18 protein-coding genes and 1 pseudogene are annotated in these 21,414 nt (G+C 59.9%); 13 read left to right on the top strand and 6 right to left on the bottom strand.

Features of this window, described 5'->3' with window-relative positions:
• Positions 1–64 precede the first annotated feature (64 nt).
• From KGB29_RS23345 to KGB29_RS23330, 4 genes are all read left to right on the top strand, one after another.
• Positions 65–520 (top strand): flavodoxin, encoded by a 456-nt coding sequence (locus KGB29_RS23345; protein WP_150812789.1) that lies wholly within the window; start codon positions 65–67, stop codon positions 518–520.
• Positions 521–711: 191 nt separating this feature from the next.
• Positions 712–1,494 (top strand): class II aldolase/adducin family protein, encoded by a 783-nt coding sequence (locus KGB29_RS23340; RefSeq protein WP_150812788.1) that lies wholly within the window; start codon positions 712–714, stop codon positions 1,492–1,494.
• On the top strand, positions 1,494–2,396 hold the full coding sequence (locus tag KGB29_RS23335; RefSeq protein ID WP_057716393.1) for an alpha/beta fold hydrolase: 903 nt from the start codon (positions 1,494–1,496) through the stop codon (positions 2,394–2,396). The genes KGB29_RS23340 and KGB29_RS23335 overlap by 1 nt, the downstream gene beginning before the upstream one ends.
• A 300-nt stretch (positions 2,397–2,696) precedes the next feature.
• A complete protein-coding gene (locus tag KGB29_RS23330) occupies positions 2,697–3,608 on the top strand; it encodes an SDR family oxidoreductase (protein ID WP_057716392.1) in 912 nt (303 codons plus the stop codon).
• Positions 3,609–3,682: 74 nt separating this feature from the next.
• Here the strand turns inward: KGB29_RS23330 and KGB29_RS23325 are convergent, their stop codons facing one another.
• The gene (locus KGB29_RS23325; RefSeq protein WP_154910426.1) at positions 3,683–4,453 is read right to left on the bottom strand and encodes an N-acetylmuramoyl-L-alanine amidase; all 771 of its coding nucleotides are present in this window, start codon (positions 4,451–4,453) and stop codon (positions 3,683–3,685) included.
• Positions 4,454–5,035: 582 nt separating this feature from the next.
• On the opposite strand from KGB29_RS23325, the gene KGB29_RS23320 reads away from it, so the two are divergent.
• From KGB29_RS23320 to KGB29_RS23305, 4 genes are all read left to right on the top strand, one after another.
• Positions 5,036–6,829 (top strand): DUF1302 domain-containing protein, encoded by a 1,794-nt coding sequence (locus KGB29_RS23320; RefSeq protein WP_102669112.1) that lies wholly within the window; start codon positions 5,036–5,038, stop codon positions 6,827–6,829.
• A 23-nt stretch (positions 6,830–6,852) separates the two neighbouring features.
• Positions 6,853–8,223 carry a DUF1329 domain-containing protein gene (locus tag KGB29_RS23315; protein ID WP_154910425.1) on the top strand — a complete coding sequence of 457 codons (1,371 nt, stop codon included), beginning with the start codon at positions 6,853–6,855 and terminating at the stop codon, positions 8,221–8,223.
• A gap of 141 nt (positions 8,224–8,364) precedes the next feature.
• Entirely contained in the window at positions 8,365–10,911 is a 2,547-nt protein-coding gene (locus KGB29_RS23310) for a LuxR C-terminal-related transcriptional regulator (protein WP_154861611.1), read from the top strand.
• A 171-nt stretch (positions 10,912–11,082) separates the two neighbouring features.
• On the top strand, positions 11,083–11,772 hold the full coding sequence (locus tag KGB29_RS23305) for a hypothetical protein (protein WP_154910424.1): 690 nt from the start codon (positions 11,083–11,085) through the stop codon (positions 11,770–11,772).
• A 3-nt stretch (positions 11,773–11,775) separates the two neighbouring features.
• Here KGB29_RS23305 and KGB29_RS23300 read toward each other — a convergent pair whose 3' ends face one another.
• Positions 11,776–12,561, bottom strand: a complete 786-nt coding sequence (locus KGB29_RS23300) for an IclR family transcriptional regulator (protein WP_090453134.1) — start codon at positions 12,559–12,561, stop codon at positions 11,776–11,778.
• Between the two features lie 165 nt (positions 12,562–12,726).
• On the opposite strand from KGB29_RS23300, the gene hmgA reads away from it, so the two are divergent.
• From hmgA to maiA, 3 genes are read left to right on the top strand one after another with little or no spacing between them, the layout of a single operon-like run.
• Positions 12,727–14,031, top strand: coding sequence for a homogentisate 1,2-dioxygenase (gene hmgA / locus KGB29_RS23295; protein ID WP_150812784.1), 1,305 nt, complete (start codon positions 12,727–12,729; stop codon positions 14,029–14,031).
• Between the two features lie 3 nt (positions 14,032–14,034).
• Complete coding sequence (gene fahA / locus KGB29_RS23290) at positions 14,035–15,339, top strand: fumarylacetoacetase (protein WP_154861614.1); 1,305 nt, start codon at positions 14,035–14,037, stop codon at positions 15,337–15,339.
• A 12-nt stretch (positions 15,340–15,351) separates the two neighbouring features.
• Positions 15,352–15,987: a maleylacetoacetate isomerase gene (maiA, locus tag KGB29_RS23285; RefSeq protein ID WP_150812782.1), complete on the top strand. Its 636-nt coding sequence runs from the start codon at positions 15,352–15,354 to the stop codon at positions 15,985–15,987.
• Positions 15,988–16,107: 120 nt separating this feature from the next.
• Here the strand turns inward: maiA and KGB29_RS23280 are convergent, their stop codons facing one another.
• Positions 16,108–16,911 (bottom strand): SirB1 family protein, encoded by an 804-nt coding sequence (locus KGB29_RS23280; RefSeq protein WP_150812781.1) that lies wholly within the window; start codon positions 16,909–16,911, stop codon positions 16,108–16,110.
• A gap of 183 nt (positions 16,912–17,094) precedes the next feature.
• Here KGB29_RS23280 and KGB29_RS23275 point away from each other — a divergent pair, with 183 nt between their 5' ends.
• Positions 17,095–18,114 (top strand): Glu/Leu/Phe/Val dehydrogenase family protein, encoded by a 1,020-nt coding sequence (locus KGB29_RS23275; RefSeq protein WP_057716381.1) that lies wholly within the window; start codon positions 17,095–17,097, stop codon positions 18,112–18,114.
• Between the two features lie 188 nt (positions 18,115–18,302).
• Here KGB29_RS23275 and KGB29_RS23270 read toward each other — a convergent pair.
• A pseudogene (locus tag KGB29_RS23270) lies at positions 18,303–18,542 on the bottom strand (YebG family protein); the annotation flags it as partial.
• Positions 18,543–18,818: 276 nt separating this feature from the next.
• On the opposite strand from KGB29_RS23270, the gene KGB29_RS23265 reads away from it, so the two are divergent.
• A complete protein-coding gene (locus KGB29_RS23265; protein WP_150812780.1) occupies positions 18,819–19,319 on the top strand; it encodes a phosphate-starvation-inducible protein PsiE in 501 nt (166 codons plus the stop codon).
• On the opposite strand, the gene KGB29_RS23260 is transcribed toward KGB29_RS23265, so the two are convergent.
• Both KGB29_RS23260 and KGB29_RS23255 read right to left on the bottom strand, forming a co-directional pair.
• Entirely contained in the window at positions 19,316–19,630 is a 315-nt protein-coding gene (locus KGB29_RS23260; protein ID WP_102669120.1) for a DUF3509 domain-containing protein, read from the bottom strand. The genes KGB29_RS23265 and KGB29_RS23260 overlap by 4 nt on opposite strands.
• Before the next feature lie 310 nt (positions 19,631–19,940).
• Entirely contained in the window at positions 19,941–21,317 is a 1,377-nt protein-coding gene (locus tag KGB29_RS23255; RefSeq protein ID WP_057716377.1) for an L-serine ammonia-lyase, read from the bottom strand.
• Positions 21,318–21,414 lie beyond the last annotated feature (97 nt).

Below are 21,414 nucleotides of genomic sequence, written 5' to 3'. Positions count from 1 at the left end.
TAAAAGATAATCACAACCGTGGTGTTAATATCCGGGTCTTTCACTCGGATTCAGGATCAGATCGATGAAAGTCGCCATCATTTCCGGCTCGGTGTACGGCACGGCCGAAGAAGTTGCCCGCCACGCCGCCAGCCTGTTGAACGCCGCCGGTTTCGAAACCTGGCACAACCCGCGTGCGACCCTCGCCGACATCCAGGCGTTTGGCCCTGAAGCCTTTCTGGCTGTGACCTCGACCACCGGCATGGGTGAGCTGCCGGACAACCTGCAGCCGCTGTACTCGACCATTCGTGACCAATTGCCAGCAGCCTGGCGCGGTTTGCCGGGCGCGGTGATCGGATTGGGCGATGCGAGTTATGGCGATACTTTTTGTGGCGGCGGCGAGCAGTTGCGCGAATTGTTCGCTGAACTTGGCATTCGCGAAGTGCTGCCGATGCTGCGCCTGGATGCCAGCGAAACGGTGACCCCAGAGACGGACGCCGAGCCTTGGCTGGCGGACCTGATCAGCGCACTGCGCGGCTGAGCGTTGCCCTGGCCCCATGCCTGTCAGACCCTTGCTGGCGCCGGTCATTTGACATGGATCCAGGACAGCGGGGCGGCTGACTCGCTGGGCCATCAAGCTGGCTGCCAATGCAACTACACGAACCTCAAGGGCTGACTAGACTCGGTGAACATAGGAAACACTCCATAATAAAAACACCGAGGCTCCTTGCCGTGACTGTCGCTCCCGTCCAATCGCCACCCAGTGTCAAAGACCAGGTCAGTGCTGCCGAGTGGCAGACCCGCATCGACCTGGCAGCCTGTTATCGCCTGGTCGCCCAACATGGCTGGGATGACCTGATCTTCACCCATATCTCCGCCAAGGTGCCCGGCACCGAAGATTTCCTGATCAACCCGTTCGGGTTGATGTTTCACGAAATTACCGCGTCGAGCCTGGTCAAGGTGGATCAGGCCGGCAACAAGTTGATGGACAGTCCTCACGAGATCAATCCGGCGGGTTACACCATCCACAGTGCTGTGCATGAAGCCCGTCACGATGTCGTCTGCGTGCTCCACACCCACACGGCTTCGGGGGTGGCGGTGTCGGCGCAGAAGCAGGGTGTTTTGCCGATCAGCCAACAGTCGTTGTTCGTGCTTTCCAGTCTGGCCTACCACGCCTATGAAGGCGTGGCGCTCAACCATGAAGAGAAAGTGCGGCTACAGGCCGACCTCGGTGAAAACAATTTCCTGATGTTGCATAACCACGGTCTGCTGACCTGCGGCAGCACCATCGCCGATACGTTCCTGATGATGTTCACCTTTCAGCGTGCCTGCGACATTCAGGTCATGGCGCAAAACGGTGCCGCTGAACTGATCGCCATCGAACCGCAGATTCTGGCCGGCGCCAAAGCCATGATCGCGGGTGTCACCCGAAGTGCTCAAGGAATGGGCGGAGCGCTGGCCTGGCCGGCACTGCTGCGCAAACTCGATAAACTGGACCCGGGTTATAAACTCTGATGGAGCTCGCCGAGATCCCCTTGTGTGTCTGGCGCAAACGCAGCCAGACGTTCGTATTCCGTGGCCAGAGCATCCGCTACTGGGCAGCAGGCCAGGGTGAGCCGCTGTTGCTCATTCACGGCTTTCCATCCGCCAGTTGGGACTGGCATTACCTGTGGCAGCCATTGGCCCAGCGCTTTCGCGTGATCGCTTGCGACATGCTGGGCTTCGGCGATTCGGCCAAACCGGCGAATCACGAATACAGCCTGCTGGAGCAAGCGGATCTGCAACAGGCACTGCTTGAACACCTGAATGTCGAGCAGCCAGTGCACTTGCTCGCCCACGATTACGGCGACAGCGTGGCTCAGGAACTGCTGGCCCGGCATTACGAGTCGCGGGTGGAACTGGCCAGTTGCGTGTTTCTCAATGGCGGGTTGTTTCCGGAAACCCACCGCCCGGTACTGATGCAAAAACTCTTGCTCAGCCCTTTGGGCTGGATGATAGGCCGCGCCTTCAGCCGTGATGGCCTGGTAAGAAGCTTTCGGCAGATTTTCGGTCCGCAAACCCGTCCCAGTGAAAGCCAGATGGATGATTTCTGGAGCCTGGTCGAAAGCCATCAGGGGCCACGGATCATGCACAAATTGATCGGCTACATCCCGGAGCGACGCGTCTGGCGCGACCGCTGGGTGAGCGCGATGCAACGCGGTGAAGTGCCGCTGCGAGTGATCGATGGCGGGGTCGATCCGGTCTCCGGAGTGCACATGGTCGAGCGTTACCGGGAGTTGATCCCGGAGGCGGACACGGTAGTGTTGCCCGACATTGGCCACTACCCGCAGATCGAGGCGCCCTGCGAGGTGCTCAAGCACTACCTGGCGTTTCGCGATCAATTGCTCTTGCCGCCGCGCAAGGTGGCGTGTTCCTGAACCTTAAGGTGAACTGTTGTGGCGAGGGGGCTTGCCCCCGTTGGGCTGCGCAGCGGCCCCAAACCATACGGCGCAGTGATTCAGGTATAACGCGTTTAGCCGGTTTACGACTGCTTCGCAGCCGAACGGGGCGATGCGGCGATCCGACAAGCCCCCTCGCCACAGGGTTCATGCCTGTTTCGCTTTCAATCATCCCCCTGCCTTATCGCGCACCATTCAGCCTCTCCCGTGTTCATTGTGACCTGCTGCGCCGTGCCTGAAACTCGGACTCACTGTCCCTTGGCCTGCTGGAGTCCCCCCATGAATGAGTCTGTGCGCTTCGAAGATAAAGTCGTGATCATCACCGGAGCCGGTGGCGGCCTGGGACGGACGCATGCACTGTTGTTCGCCAAACAGGGCGCCAGGGTGCTGGTCAACGATCTTGGCGGCTCGGCCCAGGGCGAAGGCGCCAATGCCTCGGCCGCCGACCGCGTGGTCGCGGAGATTCGCGAGGCCGGCGGCATTGCCGAAGCCAACCACGACTCGGTCACTGACGGTGACAAACTGGTCCAGCACGCCCTGGACGTCTTCGGTCGCGTCGACGTGGTGGTCAACAATGCCGGGATCCTGCGGGACAAGACCTTCCACAAAATGGATGACGCCGACTGGGACCTGGTTTACCGCGTCCACGTCGAAGGTGCCTACAAAGTCACCCGCGCCGCCTGGCCGCACATGCGCGAGCAGAATTACGGCCGGGTGATTTTCACCGCGTCGACCTCGGGCATCTATGGCAACTTCGGCCAGTCCAACTACGGCATGGCCAAGCTCGGTCTCTATGGCCTGACCCGCACCCTGGCCATCGAAGGCCGCAAGAACAACATCCTGGTCAACGCCATCGCCCCCACCGGCGGCACGCGCATGACCGAAGGCCTGATCCCGCCGCAAGTCTTCGAACAGCTCAAACCCGAACTGGTCAGCCCGCTGGTGGTGTACCTGGCAAGCGAGAACTGTCAGGAAACCTCCGGTCTGTTCGAAGTCGGCGGCGGCTGGATGGGCAAGGTCCGTTGGGAGCGCAGCCTCGGCATCGGTTTCGATCCACGGGCCGGCTTCTCCCCGGAAGACGTGGCGGCGCACTGGCAGCAGATCTGCGACTTCGAGGGTGCGGCGCATCCGAAGGACAACATCGAAGCACTGAAGGAAATGATGGGGAATTTGCAGAAATATACGCTTTGATACCACCGGCAAGGTCACATTGACTGACCTTGCCGGTTGTTGCATTTGTCGGCTGCAAAGCCGTTTGCCAATGGTCAGCCGGGAAAGTATTTGACGACCAGCGCTTTCAGGTTGGCGGCTGTTTGCGCGTCCATTTTTCCATCGAAGTTTTCCGGGCGAAAATGCATCTGGAATGCCCGCACCAATTGTTGAATACCGCCTTCCGTAGACGCTCCCGAAACATCGTACCCATAGGATTTGAACAGCCCCAGCAATTCGCTTCGGGCTGGAACCCCCGATGTGTTGTATTGGCGCAGATACTCGTCCCGAGTGGTTTCATCGAACCAGGCGCCGACGCCTTTCAAGTACAGTTCCCGCCAGGGAAACATCGGCCCCGGGTCACTTTTGCGGCCGATCGAAACATCGGAGTGGCCCAGAACCTGCGTCGGCGTGATATCCGGGTAGCGCATGAGGATATTCAGCGCCAGTTGTTCAATCGCAGCAATCTGCTCGGGGTGATACGGCGGAAAGGTGAATTCGCCCTTGTTGTCGGTCGCCAGGTTGACGATTTCAATGCCGATGGACGTATCGTTCAGATTGCTGTGGCTACCCCACTGACTGACACCTGCGTGCCACGCGCGATAGGTTTCATCCACCAGGCTGAAAACTTCCTGCCCGGTATGGCCGGCCTTCAGGTAACTGGGGTCCGTGATATCTGGAACCAGATAATGCGCGCTGACATTGGGGCCAGTCAGGGCACTGACAGAACTTGAAAAGTCAGCGGCCGTGTAGTGAAGAATCAGAAAGCGTATTCGACTGTTGAAACTTCTGGTTGAGCGATACCGGTTGTAGTTGATGGGTTTCATGGTTGCACTCGCAATAAGTAGGTTTGAAGTCGGACGAAGATAAAAAAGGCGTTCGCCGACTTGCTGTTCAACTTAAAGACTCGAGTGCTTTTGGTGTTTACCTATGCTTGTAGGTACTTTCTGAAAGAAATGTAGGCATGCGAAGTTTTACCTGGATGCTCCGGGGGGCACTGACTGGCAGCTGTTAATTATCAAAAACCATCGCCCATAAAAAAGGCCGCTGCAAACGCAGCGGCCAAAGTAAGACGTTGGATCAGGAGCTACAAATCAACGTCAGTGAACACAGGGTGACGAACCGAATCCTCGATTCATCTGAAATCTTTCAGTCACGGCGCAGGCCGGTACAGGGTGCCTGCGGTGGTTTACTGTGACAGTGAGGTAAGAGTAAGCCCTCGGCGCTGTAGGAAAAATACCAATTCCCGACATGCACTGTTGCAGCCCCGGCAACAGTCGGGATTCGGGTGCTCGTCGTCTGTGCCAGTCATCCTTAAGAGGTACACCACGAATACCTCCTTGGTGCGCTTATCGACCCCGGTGCCCGGCAGTAGGGTGTGGCCTTCTGTCACTCACCGGGGAAGACGCATGACAAAAACAACAATGCGCGCCATCTTCACACCGCAGGCGCTGGCGGTTGCGGTCGCATTAGGCTGTTGCGCCCAGGCGCAGGCCCTTTCATTCAACATCGGGGAGATCGAGGGGACGTTCGACTCCTCGTTGTCGGTCGGCGCGAGCTGGGGCATGCGTGATGCGGATAAATCCCTGGTGGGCATCGTCAACGGCGGCTCCGGCCAGTCTTCGACCGGTGACGACGGGCGATTGAATTTCAAGAAGGGTGAAACCTTCTCGAAGATCTTCAAGGGTATTCACGACCTCGAACTGAAGTACGGCGACACCGGTGCGTTTGTGCGTGGCAAGTACTGGTACGACTTTGAACTCAAGGATGAAAGCCGCCCCTTCAAGGACATCAGTGATCACAATCGCAAAGAAGGCGCCAAGTCTTCAGGCGGACAAATCCTCGACGCTTTCGTCTATCACAACTACTCCCTCGCCGATTTGCCGGGCACGGTCCGCGCTGGCAAGCAGGTGGTCAGTTGGGGGGAGAGCACGTTCATCGGCAACTCGATCAACAGCATCAATCCGGTCGACGTGTCCGCGTTCCGTCGTCCTGGCGCCGAGATCAAGGAAGGCCTGATCCCGGTCAACATGTTGTTCGCCTCCCAGGGGCTGACGGAAAAGCTGACCGTGGAAGGCTTCTATCAACTGGAGTGGGACCAGACGGTCGTCGATAACTGCGGCACTTTCTTTGGTGTCGACGTGGTGGCGGACGGCTGCAACAAGGGCTACACCGTTGCCAACCCGGCCATTGCACCCTTGCAGCCGATTGCAGCTGCCTTTGGCCAGGGCTTCGAGGTCAGCAAGGAGGGGGTGATCGTTCCCCGTGGCGGTGACCGCGATGCCCGGGATTCCGGGCAGTGGGGTACGGCGCTGCGCTGGCTGGGGGACGACACCGAGTACGGCCTGTACTTCATGAACTACCACAGTCGTTCACCGAATGTCGGGACCACCACCGCCGGCCCCGGTACGCTGGCAAGCATTCCGGGAATCGTTGCCACCGCCAACCGCATCGCGCCCGGCACCGGTTCAGGCCTGGCCCAAAGTGTGATGCTCGGTCGCGGCCAGTATTACCTCGAATACCCGGAGGACATCCGCCTCTACGGCGCCAGCTTCGCCACCACGTTATCCACCGGCACCGCGTGGAGCGGGGAAATCAGCTACCGTCCCAACGCCCCGGTGCAGGTCAACACCAATGACCTGACCCTGGCCTTGCTCAACCCTATCGCGGGCGGAGCAGCATCGCCCATTGCCACGTCACCGGGGGCCGACAACAAAGGCTACCGCCGCAAGGAGGTGACGCAGATCCAGAGCACCCTGACGCACTTCATCGATCAGGTCGCGGGTGCAGATCGCCTGACCCTGGTAGGCGAGGCGGCGGTGGTTCGGGTCGGTGGTCTGGAAGCACGCACCAAACTGCGCTACGGCCGCGACTCGGTGTATGGCCAGTATGGATTCGGTGGCGATACCGACGGCTTCGTGACTTCGACTTCATGGGGTTATCGCGCCCGGGCCATCCTCGACTACAACAACCTCATGGCCGGGATCAACTTCAGGCCCAACCTCTCGTGGTCCCACGACGTCGCAGGCTTTGGTCCCAACGGTCTGTTCAACGAAGGCGCCAAGGCCATCAGCCTCGGTGTCGATGCGGACTATCGCAACACCTATACCGCCAGCCTCAGTTACACCGACTTTTTCGGCGGCGACTACAACGTCCTCACCGACCGTGACTTCGTGGCGTTGAGCTTTGGTGTGAACTTCTGATCTGGCTGAAAAGGATGAATTCAATGCGCAAGATGATTCTGCAATTGGGCACCGTTCTGGCCCTGAGTCTGCTGGCCGCCAACGTGATGGCGGCGGTGTCGCCGCAAGAAGCCGGCCTTCTCGGCACCAGCCTTACACCGCTCGGTGCCGAGAAGGCCGGCAATGCCGATGGCTCGATTCCGGCCTGGACCGGCGGCATCCCGAAAAACGCTGGCGCGGTGGACAGTAAAGGTTTCCTGGCCGACCCGTTCGCCAACGAAAAGCCGTTGTTCGTGATCACCGCGGCGACTGTCGACAAGTACAAGGACAAACTCTCCGACGGCCAGATCGCAATGTTCAAGCGCTACCCAGAGACCTACAGGATTCCGGTCTACCCGAGCCATCGCACCGTGGCGTTACCGGCAGAAATCTATGAGTCGGCCAAGCGCAGTGCGCTGAACGTAACACCGATCAACGAGGGTAACGGTCTGGCCAACTTCACTGGCAATCGCTACTACGCATTCCCGATTCCGAAGAATGGCGTGGAAGTGATCTGGAACCATGTCACTCGTTACCACGGCGGCAATCTGCGCCGCACCATCACCCAGGCAACACCGCAGTCCAATGGCGACTTCACGGTGATCCGCTTCAAGGACGAAGTCGCCGTGCCGTCGTTGCTCAGCGATCTGAAACCGGGCAGCGACGATAACGTCCTCAACTACTTCAAGCAGGAAGTGACCGCGCCGGCTCGGTTGGCGGGCAACGTGTTGCTGGTCCACGAGACCCTCGACCAGGTCAAGGAACCGCGCAAGGCCTGGATCTACAACGCTGGCCAGCGCCGGGTACGGCGTGCGCCGCAGGTCGCTTATGACGGTGTCGGCACCTCATCCGACGGCCTGCGCACTACCGATAACTTCGACATGTTTTCCGGCGCGCCGGATCGCTACGATTGGAAACTGATCGGCAAGAAGGAGATGTACATTCCCTACAACAGCTACAAGCTCGACTCGCCCAACCTCAAGTACACCGATGTGATCAAGGCCGGGCACATCAATCAGGACCTGACCCGCTACGAGTTGCACCGTGTCTGGGAAGTCGTCGCCACGGTCAAGCCGAGCGAGCGTCACGTGTACGCCAAGCGCCACATGTACATCGACGAAGACAGCTGGCAAGTGGCGCTGGCCGACCACTACGACGGGCGTGGGCAACTCTGGCGCGTCGCTGAAGGGCATGCCCAGTTCTACTACGATCACCAGGTGCCGGCCTACACCGTCGAAGCGCTCTATGACCTGATCGCCGGTCGCTATATCGCCCTGGGAATGAAGAACGAAGAGAAGCGCAGCTTCGAATTCAACATCGATGCAAAAGCGGGGGACTACACGCCAGCAGCCTTGCGGAGCACGGGAGTCAGGTAGGTTTCCTACAGGGTCTTACACAAAAGGGTGACTTTGCGGTCACCTTTTTTATAGCGGTCGATCAGTGTGTTGAATACTTCTTCAACAAGCGCTCGGGAGGGGGCTAGGGTGGCGCCAGAATTATAAAAAAGGCGCACCACAATGACTGCAATGACGCACTGTCTGGACCGCCCTGGCTTCCTGCCCCGACTGTCGTCCCATCATCTGTCCCGCGAGCGACTGATCGAGCCCATGCTGGTTTCGACCGCGCGGGTGAAGTTGCTTTGCGCACCGGCCGGTAGTGGCAAGAGCGCGCTGCTCACCGAATGCCTGCTGCGGGCGCCGGAGCACGCTCGGATCTGTTGGCTGCCGCTGGCGGGGGCGTCGTTGAGTGCAGCCGATTTACTATTGCGCCTGACGCAAGCGCTGGGTCTGCCTTCGACGGATGAGCCCGGGCTGCTGGCACATCTGGCCCGATTACAGGCACCGACCTGGCTGTTTATCGATGATTACTGTCGAGCACCCAATCCAGAACTCGACCGGATGCTCGATCGCCTGTTGGCCGTCGACAGCCCGGCGCTGACCTGGTGGCTGAGCTCCCGTCGACGACCACCCTGCAACTGGCCGCGGCTGCTGCTCGATGATGAGTTGTACGAGTGCGAAGGCCGGACGCTGGCGTTTACCGAGGCCGAGGTCGGGCAGTTGCTCGGTCATGTCGAGCCGAGCCTGGCGGCACAAACCGCCAAAAGGGTGGCTCAGCGCAGTGGTGGCTGGTGCGCTGGCGTGCGGATCGCATTGCTCAATGGTTGTCCGTGGTCGGGTGAGCAGGGGCGTTCGGCGACATTGCTCGATTATCTGCAACACGAGTTGTTCAACACCTTGCCATCGGAGTTGGTTGAGGTCTGGAAGGTGTTGGTTCATCTGCCACGCTTCAACGCCAGCTTGTGCGAGCATCTTTTCGGCACGGGTGAGGGCGCGCAGTGGTTGCACGCGTTGCAGGACATGGGCTGCTTCATTGAGCCCTGGGAAGACTCCGTCGAGTGGTTGCGGGTCTTCGAGCCACTGGCCCGGGAGATGCGTGAAGAACCGACCCCGGCCGGGCGATCCTGGCATCGCCGCGCGTGCCAATGGTTCAGCGCCGAAGAAGACTGGCAGGGCGCCTTCGAGCAGGCGTTGCTGGCGCAAGAGCACGAGGTCGCGGTCAGCCTGTTGCAACACTTCAGTTTTGAGCATCTGTTCAAGCGTCAGAACGTCAGCTGGTTACTCAAACTGCACGAGCAGCTGGGTGAACAGTTGACCCTGGGCACGCCGCAACGGGTGGGGTTGATCACCGCGGCGTTGCTGTTTGCCGGGCGTTTCGAGCAGGCGGCTGCCTGCATTGGGCAACTGTCCCGATTTGCCCCGCAACCGACGGCATCCTTGCAACGCCAACTGCTGGCGCGTTGGCAGGCGCAACAGGGTTGGTTGCTGCATTTGCAGGGACGCCTGCCGGCGGCACGGGCGCATTTTATCGAGGCGCTGGACGAACTGGCGGCCGAGGCGTGGCCCGCACGGTTGTTGTGTCTGTCCGGGCTGACCCAGCAAGCGCTGCTCAACGCCGACCTCGATGCCGCCCAGGCCTTCAATCGTGATGCCCTGTGCCTGGCGCGGGCGCAAGGCTCGTTGCTGTTTGAAGGCTTGCTCGAACTCGATCATGCGCAGTTGCTGGAGCAGCGTGGCGCACCGCGGCGAGCAGGGCAGTTGCTGGCCGACATCCATGAAATGCTCGGACGGCAGGCTGATCGACCGACGCCGCTGCTGGGACGAATCGCCCTGCGGCGTGGGCGCTTGGCCTTGTGCCAGGGCCAGGATGAATTGGCCGGTGAATGTTTCCAGGCGGGCCTTGATGACTGCCTCCACAGTCAGGACAAGCATGTCCTGTACGGGTTTCTCGGGCAGGCGCAACTGGCGGCCAACCAACGTGATTACGCCCATGCATTTGATCGTCTGCGCGAGGCCGAACGGTTGATGCAGCAACGGCAGATCCCCGACACGGTTTATCGCGGCGTGCTGCTGCAAATCAGCAGTCATTTCTGGCTGCAACAAGGGCGCCCGGAGTTGGCCCGGGAAGCACTGACCCGGGTCTTGCGTCATTATCGTGGGGCCAACGCGCGCCAGGCACCGCCGGCCACGCTGCAACTGATTGCGCGTATCGAATACCAGTTGGTGTTGGCCGAGACTCAACTGCAACTGGTGCAACGTCCACTGGATCGACTCAAGGCGTTACTCGAACACGCGCAACAACACGCCATGCTGGCGCTGGAAACGGAGCTGCAATTGGCAATCTGCGAAGTGGCGGACCTGACGGGTGAGCCGGACACGGCTCACGCAGCACTGGAGGCCGGGCTGGCGTTGGTCAAGCGTTGTCAGGGACAACAGGCATTGCGTGATTTGAACTTGCGACAGCCGAACCTGATCTGTCGTTTGCAAGGAGAGGAGACGGTGACCGCGCTGGCCCTGGATGCCAGCCTGCTAAGTTGTCGGGAGCTGGAAGTGCTCGGCCTGATTGCCCAAGGTAATTCCAATCAGCAAATTGCCGAGCAGCTGTTCATTTCGCTGCATACGGTGAAAACCCATGCCCGGCGCATTCACAGCAAGTTGGGTGTGGAACGGCGTACACAGGCAGTTGCCATGGCGAAGAAGTTGGGATTGATAATGCAGGCCTGGTAGTTGTTGGTTTTTAGTCGGGAAATGAATTAAAACATATGGTCGCGTGCATAAATAACTGTGTTGATTAGTATGGTCGTCGGCGCTGACAAACAAGCAAGTGCTTGCGATGTCAGTATGTTGAACGACAGATCGAGCAGGATGCTCGGTTCTTTAACGTGACAGGAAGTCTGTATGAGTGACAGTTTTTTTACTACCAGTAAAATTGTTCTATTGAAGCGTATTCGTGCGGATTTCGCCGTCGAGGTGCTGTTGGTTGAACGCTTGGGGAAACTCGGGATCAACCCGTTCACGACCTATCTGAATACGCTGGTTGATATTCTTGGTACTGATGTCAGCGAGTCCAGGACGTTATTCGATGAGACGCTGGAATGGGTTGAGAAAGAGTCGCCGCCTAATTATGTTCAGGCTATCAATGGAATCTTCAATCGGCGGTATTCTTTCGAGCCGGAGCATAAGGTTGAAGGGCTGGATCTGATAGAGTTTGAAAAAATAGTAATGGATATCGTCCGTTGGGTGACCGATGCGCCCTCAATCAACCTTTCAAAACGCTCGATCAAGGTTTCTGGTATCGAGCAGGTCCACGCAGCGTTAAAGTATCAGATCCCGGAAATCAATATTGATAATGTGTACTTGACCAGCTTTGTGACTGAGTCGGACGGGCGAAAGATACTTCAGTCCAGAAGTCTGGCCGAAGATATCTTTGCTCATTTTCAACATGATGAAATTCCTTACTATCACGGCGAAGGACTGGGTGTTTACTCGATCGCCTACAGTTCCCGGGAATCTGATTTGCATCCGCAACTCACGATCAAGGACATCAGTGACCTTGTAATCGAAATTGCTCCGGATTTTCTGATCTGATACTCAGGGACTTTCGTAGCCCATTCTCCAACTGACGGCCCGCGTCGCAGCCAGTAACCGCTGCGCCGCCGGGCCGTTTTCATCGGCATGAAACAGTGAGGTCGGCCCGACCACGGTCAGTACTGCCGTGATCCTGCCCATGGCGTTGAACACCGGCGCCGACAAGGCATCCACTCCGGGCATCAAGAGTCCATGCACATGATGCAGGCCCCGATGGCGGATCTGATCGCACATCGTTGCGTAGGCCTGATCATCCGCCAAGGCGTGGGCGGTAACGTTTTGCAGTTCCTGTTCACGCAGATCCACGGTTTCACGCGCAGGCAGGTAGGCGCCAAACACCAGTCCCGTCGAGGAACTGAGCAAGGGCAACACCGAGCCCAGTTGTGTCACCACCGTCACCGCACGCACCGCCGGTTCGATATGCACCACGGTCGCGCCCTGATTGCCCCACACCGCCAGGAAACAGGTTTCGTTCAAGTCATCGCGCAGTTCAGCCAGGGGCAGGGCGGCGACTTTCAGCACGTCCATACTGTTGAGTGCCGCCAACCCTACGCGCAGGGCTTCGCGGCCCAGGCCGTAATGGTTGGTGGCGGCGTTCTGTTCGGCGAATCCGCTGGCGATCAAGGCCTGCAAATAGCGGTGAACCTTGCTCGCCGGCATCTGCACGTGTTCGGCCAGGCGCGACAGCGAAGTCGAAGGCGACAACTCGGCCAGGGCCTTGAGGATGTCGGTGCCAACCTCGGCCGAGCGGACTTTCTGTTTGCCGTTGCTGTCGCTGGTCTTTTCCATGGTGGTGCTGTGATCCCGGGACGAATGGGCGTCTTTATAGCTTGACGGTCAATACCAATCAAATTACGTTATGCGTAATCAAATTACGATAAAAACAACCCAGGCGTGCCTCGACCTCTGCAACAGAGCGAGCGGCCACTGCCGACTCCCTGTTCAGGAGGCTCCATGAACCCCGATTCAACGACGCCAGCGCTGGCCTACCAGTCAGGCTTCGGCAACGAATTCAGCAGCGAAGCGTTGCCCGGCGCACTGCCTGTCGGCCAGAACTCCCCGCAAAAAGCCCCGTACGGCCTTTACACCGAACTGTTCTCCGGCACGGCGTTCACCATGGCGCGCAGCGAAGCGCGGCGGACCTGGATGTACCGCATTCAGCCGTCGGCCAATCACCCGGCATTCGTCAAACTGGACCGGCAACTGGCCGGCGGCCCGCTGGGTGAGGTGACCCCCAACCGCCTGCGCTGGAACCCGCTGGACATTCCCGCCGAGCCGACCGATTTCATCGACGGCCTGGTGAGCATGGCCGCCAACTCGGGCGCAGAAAAACCGGCCGGGATCAGCATCTACAACTATCGCGCCAACCGTTCCATGGAGCGCGCGTTCTTCAATGCTGACGGCGAGATGTTGCTGGTGCCTGAACTGGGGCGCCTGCGCATCGCCACCGAACTGGGCGTGCTTGAACTGGAGCCGCTGGAAATTGCCGTACTGCCTCGCGGCCTTAAATTCCGCATCGAACTGCTCGACCCGCAAGCCCGCGGTTACGTCGCCGAAAACCATGGCGCACCGCTGCGTCTGCCGGACCTGGGACCGATTGGCAGCAATGGCCTGGCCAATCCGAGGGACTTTTTGACCCCGGTGGCGGCCTACGAAAACCTGCAACAACCCACCACGCTGGTGCAGAAATTCCTCGGCCAGTTGTGGGCCTGCGAGCTCAATCATTCGCCGCTCAACGTGGTCGCCTGGCACGGTAACAACGTGCCGTACAAATATGACCTGCGCCGATTCAACACTATCGGCACCGTCAGTTTCGATCACCCCGATCCGTCGATCTTCACCGTGCTGACGTCGCCGACCAGCGTTCACGGCCTGGCCAACCTCGACTTCGTGATCTTCCCGCCGCGCTGGATGGTGGCCGAGAAAACCTTCCGTCCGCCGTGGTTCCATCGCAACCTGATGAACGAATTCATGGGGTTGATCCAGGGCGAATACGACGCCAAGGCCGAAGGCTTTGTGCCCGGCGGTGCTTCGTTGCACAGCTGCATGAGCGCCCACGGTCCGGACGGCGAGACCTGCACCAAAGCGATCAACGCTGAGCTAAAGCCGGCGAAAATCGACAACACCATGGCGTTCATGTTCGAGACCAGCCAGGTGTTGCGCCCAAGCAGTTTCGCCCTTGATTGCCCGCAACTGCAAAACACCTACGACGCCTGCTGGGCTACGCTGCCCGCCACTTTCGACCCGACCCGGAGATAACCCATGACGCAGACTTTCATCACTCGCAGCTGGGTTGCATCCGCCAACGGCCACGCGGACTTCCCCCTGCAAAACCTGCCGCTGGGCGTGTTCAGCCTCAACGGCTCGGCACCGCGCAGTGGCGTGGCGATTGGCGAGCATATCTTTGATCTGCAAGCGGCCCTGGAGGCCGGATTGTTCGATGGCGCCGCGAAGGCTGCCGTCGAGGCCACCTGTGGCGGCCAGTTGAATGCGTTCTTCGAACTGGGCCGCGAGGCTCGCGTCGCGTTGCGCGAGCGTTTGCTGGAACTGTTCGCCGAGGGCAGCACCCTGCACGGCAAGATCGAAGCCCAGGGCGCAAAACTGCTGCCACTGGCGGCGGATTGCGAGATGCACCTGCCGGCGAAAATCAACGATTACACGGACTTCTATGTCGGTATCGAACACGCGCAGAACGTCGGCAAACTGTTCCGCCCGGACAACCCGTTGCTGCCGAACTACAAGTACGTGCCAATCGGCTACCACGGTCGTGCGTCGACCATTCGCCCGTCCGGTACCGATGTGCGCCGCCCGAAAGGCCAGACGCTGCCGGCCGGTCAGAGCGAACCGACGTTCGGCCCTTGCGCGCGCCTGGACTACGAACTGGAACTGGGTATCTGGATCGGCCAGGGTAACGACATGGGCGACTCGATTGCCATTGGCGACGCTGCCGATCACATCGCCGGTTTCTGCCTGCTCAACGACTGGTCGGCACGGGACATCCAGGCCTGGGAATACCAGCCGCTGGGGCCGTTCCTGTCGAAAAGCTTCATCACCAGCATCTCGCCGTGGGTGGTCACCGCCGAAGCGCTGGAGCCGTTCCGTCGTGCCCAGCCTGCACGTCCCCAAGGCGATCCGCAGCCGCTGCCGTACCTGCTCGACAAGCGCGACCAGGCCGCTGGCGCGTTCGACATCGAACTGGAAGTATTGCTGCTCACCGAGGCCATGCGTGAACAGAACCTGCCAGCCCATCGCCTGACCCTGAGCAACACCGGGCACATGTACTGGACCGTGGCACAAATGGTCGCGCACCACAGCGTCAATGGTTGCCAATTGCAGGCGGGTGACTTGTTCGGCTCGGGCACGTTGTCGGGGCCGCAGAGCGGTCAGTTCGGCAGCCTGCTGGAAATCACCGAAGGCGGTAAAAAGCCGATCGAACTGGCCTCGGGCGAAGTGCGTAAATTCCTCGAGGACGGTGACGAAATCATCCTGCGCGGCCGTTGCCGCCGCGACGGTTTTGCTTCCATCGGTTTCGGCGAATGCCGCGGCAAAGTGCTGCCGGCGCGCTAACAGGAGCGGGGCATGGAACTCTATACCTACTACCGTTCGACATCTTCGTACCGGGTGCGTATCGCGTTGGCGCTCAAGGGCCTGGATTATCAATCCTTGCCAGTCAACCTGATTGCACCGCAGGGTGGCGAGCATCGTCAGCCGCCTTATCTGGGCATCAACCCGCAGGGCCGCGTGCCGGCCTTGCGCACCGATGAAGGCGAGTTGCTGATCCAGTCTCCCGCGATCATCGAGTACCTGGAGGAACGTTATCCACAGGTCCCGCTGCTGTCCAAAGACCTGGCTGCCCGTGCTCACGAGCGCGGCGTGGCGGCAGTGATCGGCTGCGATGTGCACCCGCTGCACAACGTCAGCGTGCTCAATCGGCTGCGCCAGTCGGGCCACGACGAACCGCAGGTGGTGGAGTGGATCGGTCACTGGATCGGCCAAGGGCTGGCCACGGTGGAGCAGTTGATCGGTGATGACGGTTACTGCTTCGGCTCCGAACCCGGGCTGGCGGACGTCTACCTGATCCCGCAGCTGTACGCGGCCGAGCGTTTCAATGTTTCTCTTGAGGCTTATCCGCGAATTCGGCGAGTGGCGGCATTGGCGGCCACTCACCCGGCGTTCATCAAGGCGCATCCGGCGAACCAGCCAGACACTCCTTAAAGCCCCTGCACCAGCCCCATGTGGGAGCGGGCTTGTTCGCGAAGGCGTCGTGTCAGCCAACAATGATGTCGACTGACTGTCCGCTTTCGCGAGCAAGCCCGCTCCCACAAGGTTTTGTGATCAGTGAACGATGGAGTTGGGCGGCAAATGCCCCAGCCGCTCCGTCAGGCGAATCCGCTGGATCGGATCGTCGCTGAGCAGCAGCGCATGCTCCAGGTCAAAACGCTCGGCGTTCGGGCAGTCCAGCCGCTGGTACAGGCTGGCCCGGGACAGGTAGTCGGTGGCACTGGAGTTGCCCAGTTCCAGGACGCGATCGGCGTCGATCAAGGCATTGATGACATCGTCGTGGGACAGGTACAACTGGCGCAGGTTGCGCGACAGCCGTTGCAGCATCTGCACCGGCTCGGCGGTTTCCAGGTGCTCGGCGCTGAGCTTGATGTTAGGGCCGTACTGGCGGTGCAACAATTCCCGACAATCGTTGGGGTAAAGGCGACGGCCGCCGCAGGGATCGAGCAAATGATCGGCGCCCGGCACCCGCAGCAGGAAATGCCCGGGGAAGTTGACCCCGACCATGGGAATCTCCAGCCCCCTGGCCAACTCCAGCGCAATCAGCCCCAGCGTCAAGGGTTGTCCACGTCGGCGTTCCAGTACTTTGTCCATCAGTGCCACTTGCGGGCGCAAGGGTGTGAAGTCGTCCTGGGCGAAGCCAAGGTCGTTCATGCGCCGCAACAGCGGCTGGGCCAGTTCACTGACTGGCAGCATCGGCAAGCCACCGCTGACCCGTTGTTGCAACGCCTGGAAATCGGCCAGCAGCGCTTGCGGCTCCACCTCGCTGTCGTGCTCGGCCGCAATCCACAGTGCCGCCTCGAACAGCGCGGGCGGTGAACGTTGCAGGCAGGCGAAGAACGATTGGCGCGGGGTCATCAAAATCTCCGAGCAATGCCTCGTTTTAGCCCCCTCTCCGGCATTCGTCCAGTACCGTACAAGAGCGACCACGGGTTATTTCCGAAAGCCTGCATCGGGGCCGTGCTTATTCCGGTGCGCTTCTGCAATTTTTGGGCGCAAGCCTATACTGGCGTCTACAAGAAGTGATTCGGGAGCCTTACGATGTTCGCTCTCATGCAAAGCACTCGCCTTGAATCGCTGCATCTGAGCGTCGACTCGGTCACCGGGTTGAAGGCGGTCATTGCCATTCATAACAGCCGGCTGGGGCCAGCTCTGGGTGGTTGTCGTTACCTTGCCTATCCCAGCGACGAGTCTGCGGTCGAGGATGCGGTGCGCCTTGCCCAAGGCATGAGTTACAAGGCGGCACTGGCCGGCCTGGCCCAGGGCGGCGGCGTGGCGGTGATCATTCGCCCCGTTCATGTGGCCAACCGCGCCGCGCTGTTCGAAGCCTTCGGGCGCTGTATCAATCAGCTCGACGGGCGCTACATCACAGCCATCGACAGTGGCACCTCAGTGGCGGACATGGATTGCATCGCCCAGCAGACCCAGCATGTCACCAGCACCACCGCGGCGGGTGACCCTGCGCCACACGCGGCGATGGGCGTATTCACCGGCATTCGCGCCACTGCGATGGCGCGACTGGGCAGCGATAACCTCGAAGGCCTGCGCGTTGCCATTCAAGGCTTGGGCAACGTTGGTTATGCCCTGGCAGAACAGTTGCACGCTGCCGGGGCCGAACTGCTGGTCAGCGATATCGATCACGGCAAGGTGCAGCTGGCAATGGAGCAACTCGGGGCTCACCCCATCGCCAACGACGCACTGCTCAGCACGCCTTGCGATATTCTTGCGCCATGCGGTTTGGGCGGGGTGCTCAACAGCCACAGCGTGACGCAACTGCGCTGCTCGGCAGTGGCCGGTTCGGCGAACAATCAGCTGACCCATCTGGATGTTGCCGACCAACTGGAACGTCGCGGCATCCTGTACGCACCGGATTACGTGATTAACGCCGGCGGACTGATTTACGTGTCGCTCAAGCACCGCGGCGAAGAACTGTCGACCATCACCGCGCACCTGTCGAAAATCAGCTCGCGCCTGACTGAAGTGTTCGCCCACGCCCAGGCGGAAAAACGCTCCCCCGCGCGGGTGGCCGACGAGTTGGCGGAGAAGGTGTTGTACCGGTGAAACTGGCATGAGTTTTCCACAGGCATGAAAAAGGCCCTGGGTCATTCGACTCAGGGCCTGTTCAATTCGGGCTTTGCCTATTTGGCGGCTTTTGGGGCCTTGGCAGGCTTGGCCGGGGTGACCGGCTCAGCGGCCTCAACGACCTCGGTTGCCGCAACAGGTTGTGCGACTTCAACCGGTGCGCTGAGCAGTTCGGACAGGGCGTCCGGCTGGCTCTTGAACGCCTTGGCGAACACGTCGCGATTTTTCGCCATGTAGATCCCGGCTTCTTCCACTTGCTGCTCGGTCAGGGACGGAACGGCTTTTTGCAACACTTCAGCCAGCAATTCGGCCAGTTCGAGCATTTTGTCATGACGGTCAGCTTCGGCTTTATCCATGAACAAGCGCTCCAGATCTCGGCTGCTGCGGTATACCACTTCGACGGCCATTCACCACCTCACATGCCTTCACATTGGTTGTCGATTTCGACTACTGTATCTATATACAGCTAAAGGATAAGCGAATCCCTGTCTTTTGGGTAGTGGCTTTTTAATGTAGACCGGATTCGAGATTTGTCAGGCGAGGCGCTGCACAGGTGCGACCAAACGCCACGGCGCACAATCCCGAGTGGCTCGCCATCATGGGCTGGCCTTTTTTCTGCATGCAGAAAAACCGTCACGTCCAACCCGCATCATCCGGTCGAGCCGACCTAAGGAAGCATCATCGTGAAAATCAACTGGGCCGAAAAACTGCGGCAGAACGTGCATGAACTGGCCGAGTCCCTGGGCAATCTGTTTGTCGAAACCTTTCACTACCTGGCGTTGTTCGCCATTGGTGCGGTGACCGCATGGGCGGCGGTGATGGAATTTCTCGGGATGATCGAAGAGGGGCACATCAAGATCGATGACATCTTGCTGCTGTTCATCTATCTGGAACTGGGGGCGATGGTCGGGATTTACTTCAAGACCAACCACATGCCCGTGCGCTTCCTGATCTACGTGGCGATCACCGCGCTGACGCGGCTGCTGATTTCCAACGTATCGCACCACAACCCGCCGGACCTGGGGATCATCTACCTGTGCGGCGGGATTCTGCTGTTGGCGTTTGCGATTCTGGTGGTGCGTTACGCTTCGTCGCAATTTCCTTCGGTGAAGATTGAGAACCCGCACCGCAAAACAGGTACGGGCTCCAGTGAACATCCGGAAGTAGAAAAGGGTGAGCTTTAAAGCCCCATGGCGGGTCGGTGGCGGTCACTGGCTGGTGGGGGCAGGCTGCGCGTGCCGCCGTCGGTCATTGATTCGAGGATGGCCACGGCGCAGTGGCCCTGCTCGATGGCAATGCCGAACTGAATGCTTTGCACCAATCGTTTCAGGCGCTCGGGGTCATTGCGTTGTTCGGCGCTGATCATGCGTTTGGCCACCACGCGGCCACTGTTGGACAGGGTCAGCATGATGCGGCCGTCCAGGCCCTGAATGCTCAGGTTGATCTGGTAATCCGCTGCAAAGGCATCGGTAATGAGCTGGAAAGGGTTGTCCATGATGCGTCACCGCCTGATTGAACGTGCAGTTGTTGACCGGCCATGATCGGGTTGGTTCGCAACGCCAGACCACCGGCCATCTCGCCATCATTGTTCCAGCATGGAAGTAGCAAGGCCCATGCCGGAAAATTGTCGGACAAAAAACATGTTCTGTAGGAGCGAGCCTGCTCGCGATGGTCGTGAACGATAACGCGTCAAACCAGATGGTTCGCGGCACCTGAGGGTTTTTCGCGAGCAAGCTCGCTCCTGCGGGGGGGCCGCGTTTTCTGCACGTTTCAGGGCAATTAACCTCGACGTGCCTCCAAAACGGTCAACATTCCACCCAGTTCACCGCCAGTCCGCCCCGCGACGTCTCTTTGTACTTGTCGTGCATGTCGGCCCCGGTGTCGCGCATGGTGCGGATCACCCGGTCCAGGGAAATGAAGTGTTTGCCGTCGCCGCGCAGGGCCATTTGCGTGGCATTGATGGCCTTGACCGCGGCGATCGCGTTGCGCTCGATACACGGCACTTGCACCAGTCCGCCAACCGGGTCGCAGGTGAGGCCGAGGTTGTGTTCCAGGCCGATTTCGGCGGCGTTTTCCAGCTGCTCCGGGGTGGCGCCAAGCACCTCTGCCAGGCCAGCGGCGGCCATGGCGCAAGCGGAGCCGACTTCGCCCTGGCAGCCAACTTCGGCCCCGGAGATCGAAGCGTTTTTCTTGCACAGGATGCCGACGGCAGCTGCACCCAGGAAAAATGCGACCACGTCATCGTCAGACGCATCGGCATTGAATTTCATGTAGTAATGCAGCACCGCCGGAATGATCCCCGCCGCGCCGTTGGTCGGCGCCGTGACCATGCGCCCGCCGGCCGCGTTTTCTTCGTTCACGGCAAGGGCGTACAGGTTGACCCATTCCATCGCTGACAAGGTGGACGTAATGACATTCGGCTTGCCGATTTCCTGCAGGCTGCGATGCAGTTTCGCCGCTCGACGCGGAACACTCAGGCCACCGGGCAAGATGCCTTCGTGGCGCAAACCCTGCTCGACGCATTCGCGCATCACCGACCAGATATGCAACAGACCCTGGCGGATTTCTGCGTCACTGCGCCATGCCCGTTCGTTGGCCATCATCAGTTCGCCCACCCGCAGCCCGTGCTCGTTGCAGAGTTTGAGCAGTTCGGCGGCGCTGGAGAAATCGTAAGGCAGCACCACGTCGCCGGCCGGCGCGATCCCGGATTCGGCTTCGGCTGCTTCGATGATAAAACCGCCGCCCACCGAGTAGTAGGTCTGCTCGAACAGCTCGCCGGTTTCACCGAAGGCTGTCAGGGACATGGCGTTGGGGTGGTAGGGCAGGCTTTCGTCCAGCAGCAGGAGATCGCGTTGCCAGTCGAAGGCAATTTGCGCAACGCCTGCCAGGCACAATTTGCCGGTTTCGCGCAGGGTGTGAATGCGGCTGTCGATGGTGGTTGGATCGATGCGGTCGGGCCATTCGCCCATCAGGCCCATGACGCAGGCGCGGTCCGTCGCGTGGCCGACGCCGGTCGCTGAAAGAGAACCATAGAGACGGATTTCCACGCGTCGCACGTCGGCCAGAAAACCGTGATCGACCAGCGCTTGGGCAAAGGTTGCGGCAGCGCGCATCGGACCGACGGTATGGGAACTGGACGGGCCGATACCCACTTTGAAGAGATCGAAAACACTGATAGCCATGCTAAAGCCTGTACACGTAATGGAAGGGAAATCGCTGCCATTTCTGTAGGACAAGCGCAATTTGGGCGATACTGCCTGTCACGAGCCTGCGTGACCA

Origin of the sequence: Pseudomonas sp. BF-B-30 (assembly GCF_019956305.1) — a bacterium.
Lineage (GTDB): Bacteria > Pseudomonadota > Gammaproteobacteria > Pseudomonadales > Pseudomonadaceae > Aquipseudomonas > Aquipseudomonas jessenii.
The sequence above is the reverse complement of the archived record's forward strand: the minus strand, read 5'-3'. Positions and strand labels throughout refer to the sequence as shown.

What these genes read in the sequence shown, in the direction of transcription:
- KGB29_RS23345 (WP_150812789.1), top strand. Translation starts at nt 65, where the DNA reads ATGAAAGTCGCCATCATTTCCGGCTCGGTGTACGGCACGGCCGAAGAA.
- KGB29_RS23335 (WP_057716393.1), top strand. Translation starts at nt 1,494, where the DNA reads ATGGAGCTCGCCGAGATCCCCTTGTGTGTCTGGCGCAAACGCAGCCAG.
- KGB29_RS23330 (WP_057716392.1), top strand. Translation starts at nt 2,697, where the DNA reads ATGAATGAGTCTGTGCGCTTCGAAGATAAAGTCGTGATCATCACCGGA.
- KGB29_RS23325 (WP_154910426.1), bottom strand. Translation starts at nt 4,453, where the DNA reads ATGAAACCCATCAACTACAACCGGTATCGCTCAACCAGAAGTTTCAAC.
- KGB29_RS23320 (WP_102669112.1), top strand. Translation starts at nt 5,036, where the DNA reads ATGACAAAAACAACAATGCGCGCCATCTTCACACCGCAGGCGCTGGCG.
- KGB29_RS23315 (WP_154910425.1), top strand. Translation starts at nt 6,853, where the DNA reads ATGCGCAAGATGATTCTGCAATTGGGCACCGTTCTGGCCCTGAGTCTG.
- KGB29_RS23310 (WP_154861611.1), top strand. Translation starts at nt 8,365, where the DNA reads ATGACTGCAATGACGCACTGTCTGGACCGCCCTGGCTTCCTGCCCCGA.
- KGB29_RS23305 (WP_154910424.1), top strand. Translation starts at nt 11,083, where the DNA reads ATGAGTGACAGTTTTTTTACTACCAGTAAAATTGTTCTATTGAAGCGT.
- KGB29_RS23300 (WP_090453134.1), bottom strand. Translation starts at nt 12,561, where the DNA reads ATGGAAAAGACCAGCGACAGCAACGGCAAACAGAAAGTCCGCTCGGCC.
- hmgA (WP_150812784.1), top strand. Translation starts at nt 12,727, where the DNA reads ATGAACCCCGATTCAACGACGCCAGCGCTGGCCTACCAGTCAGGCTTC.
- fahA (WP_154861614.1), top strand. Translation starts at nt 14,035, where the DNA reads ATGACGCAGACTTTCATCACTCGCAGCTGGGTTGCATCCGCCAACGGC.
- maiA (WP_150812782.1), top strand. Translation starts at nt 15,352, where the DNA reads ATGGAACTCTATACCTACTACCGTTCGACATCTTCGTACCGGGTGCGT.
- KGB29_RS23280 (WP_150812781.1), bottom strand. Translation starts at nt 16,911, where the DNA reads ATGACCCCGCGCCAATCGTTCTTCGCCTGCCTGCAACGTTCACCGCCC.
- KGB29_RS23275 (WP_057716381.1), top strand. Translation starts at nt 17,095, where the DNA reads ATGTTCGCTCTCATGCAAAGCACTCGCCTTGAATCGCTGCATCTGAGC.
- KGB29_RS23260 (WP_102669120.1), bottom strand. Translation starts at nt 19,630, where the DNA reads ATGGACAACCCTTTCCAGCTCATTACCGATGCCTTTGCAGCGGATTAC.
- KGB29_RS23255 (WP_057716377.1), bottom strand. Translation starts at nt 21,317, where the DNA reads ATGGCTATCAGTGTTTTCGATCTCTTCAAAGTGGGTATCGGCCCGTCC.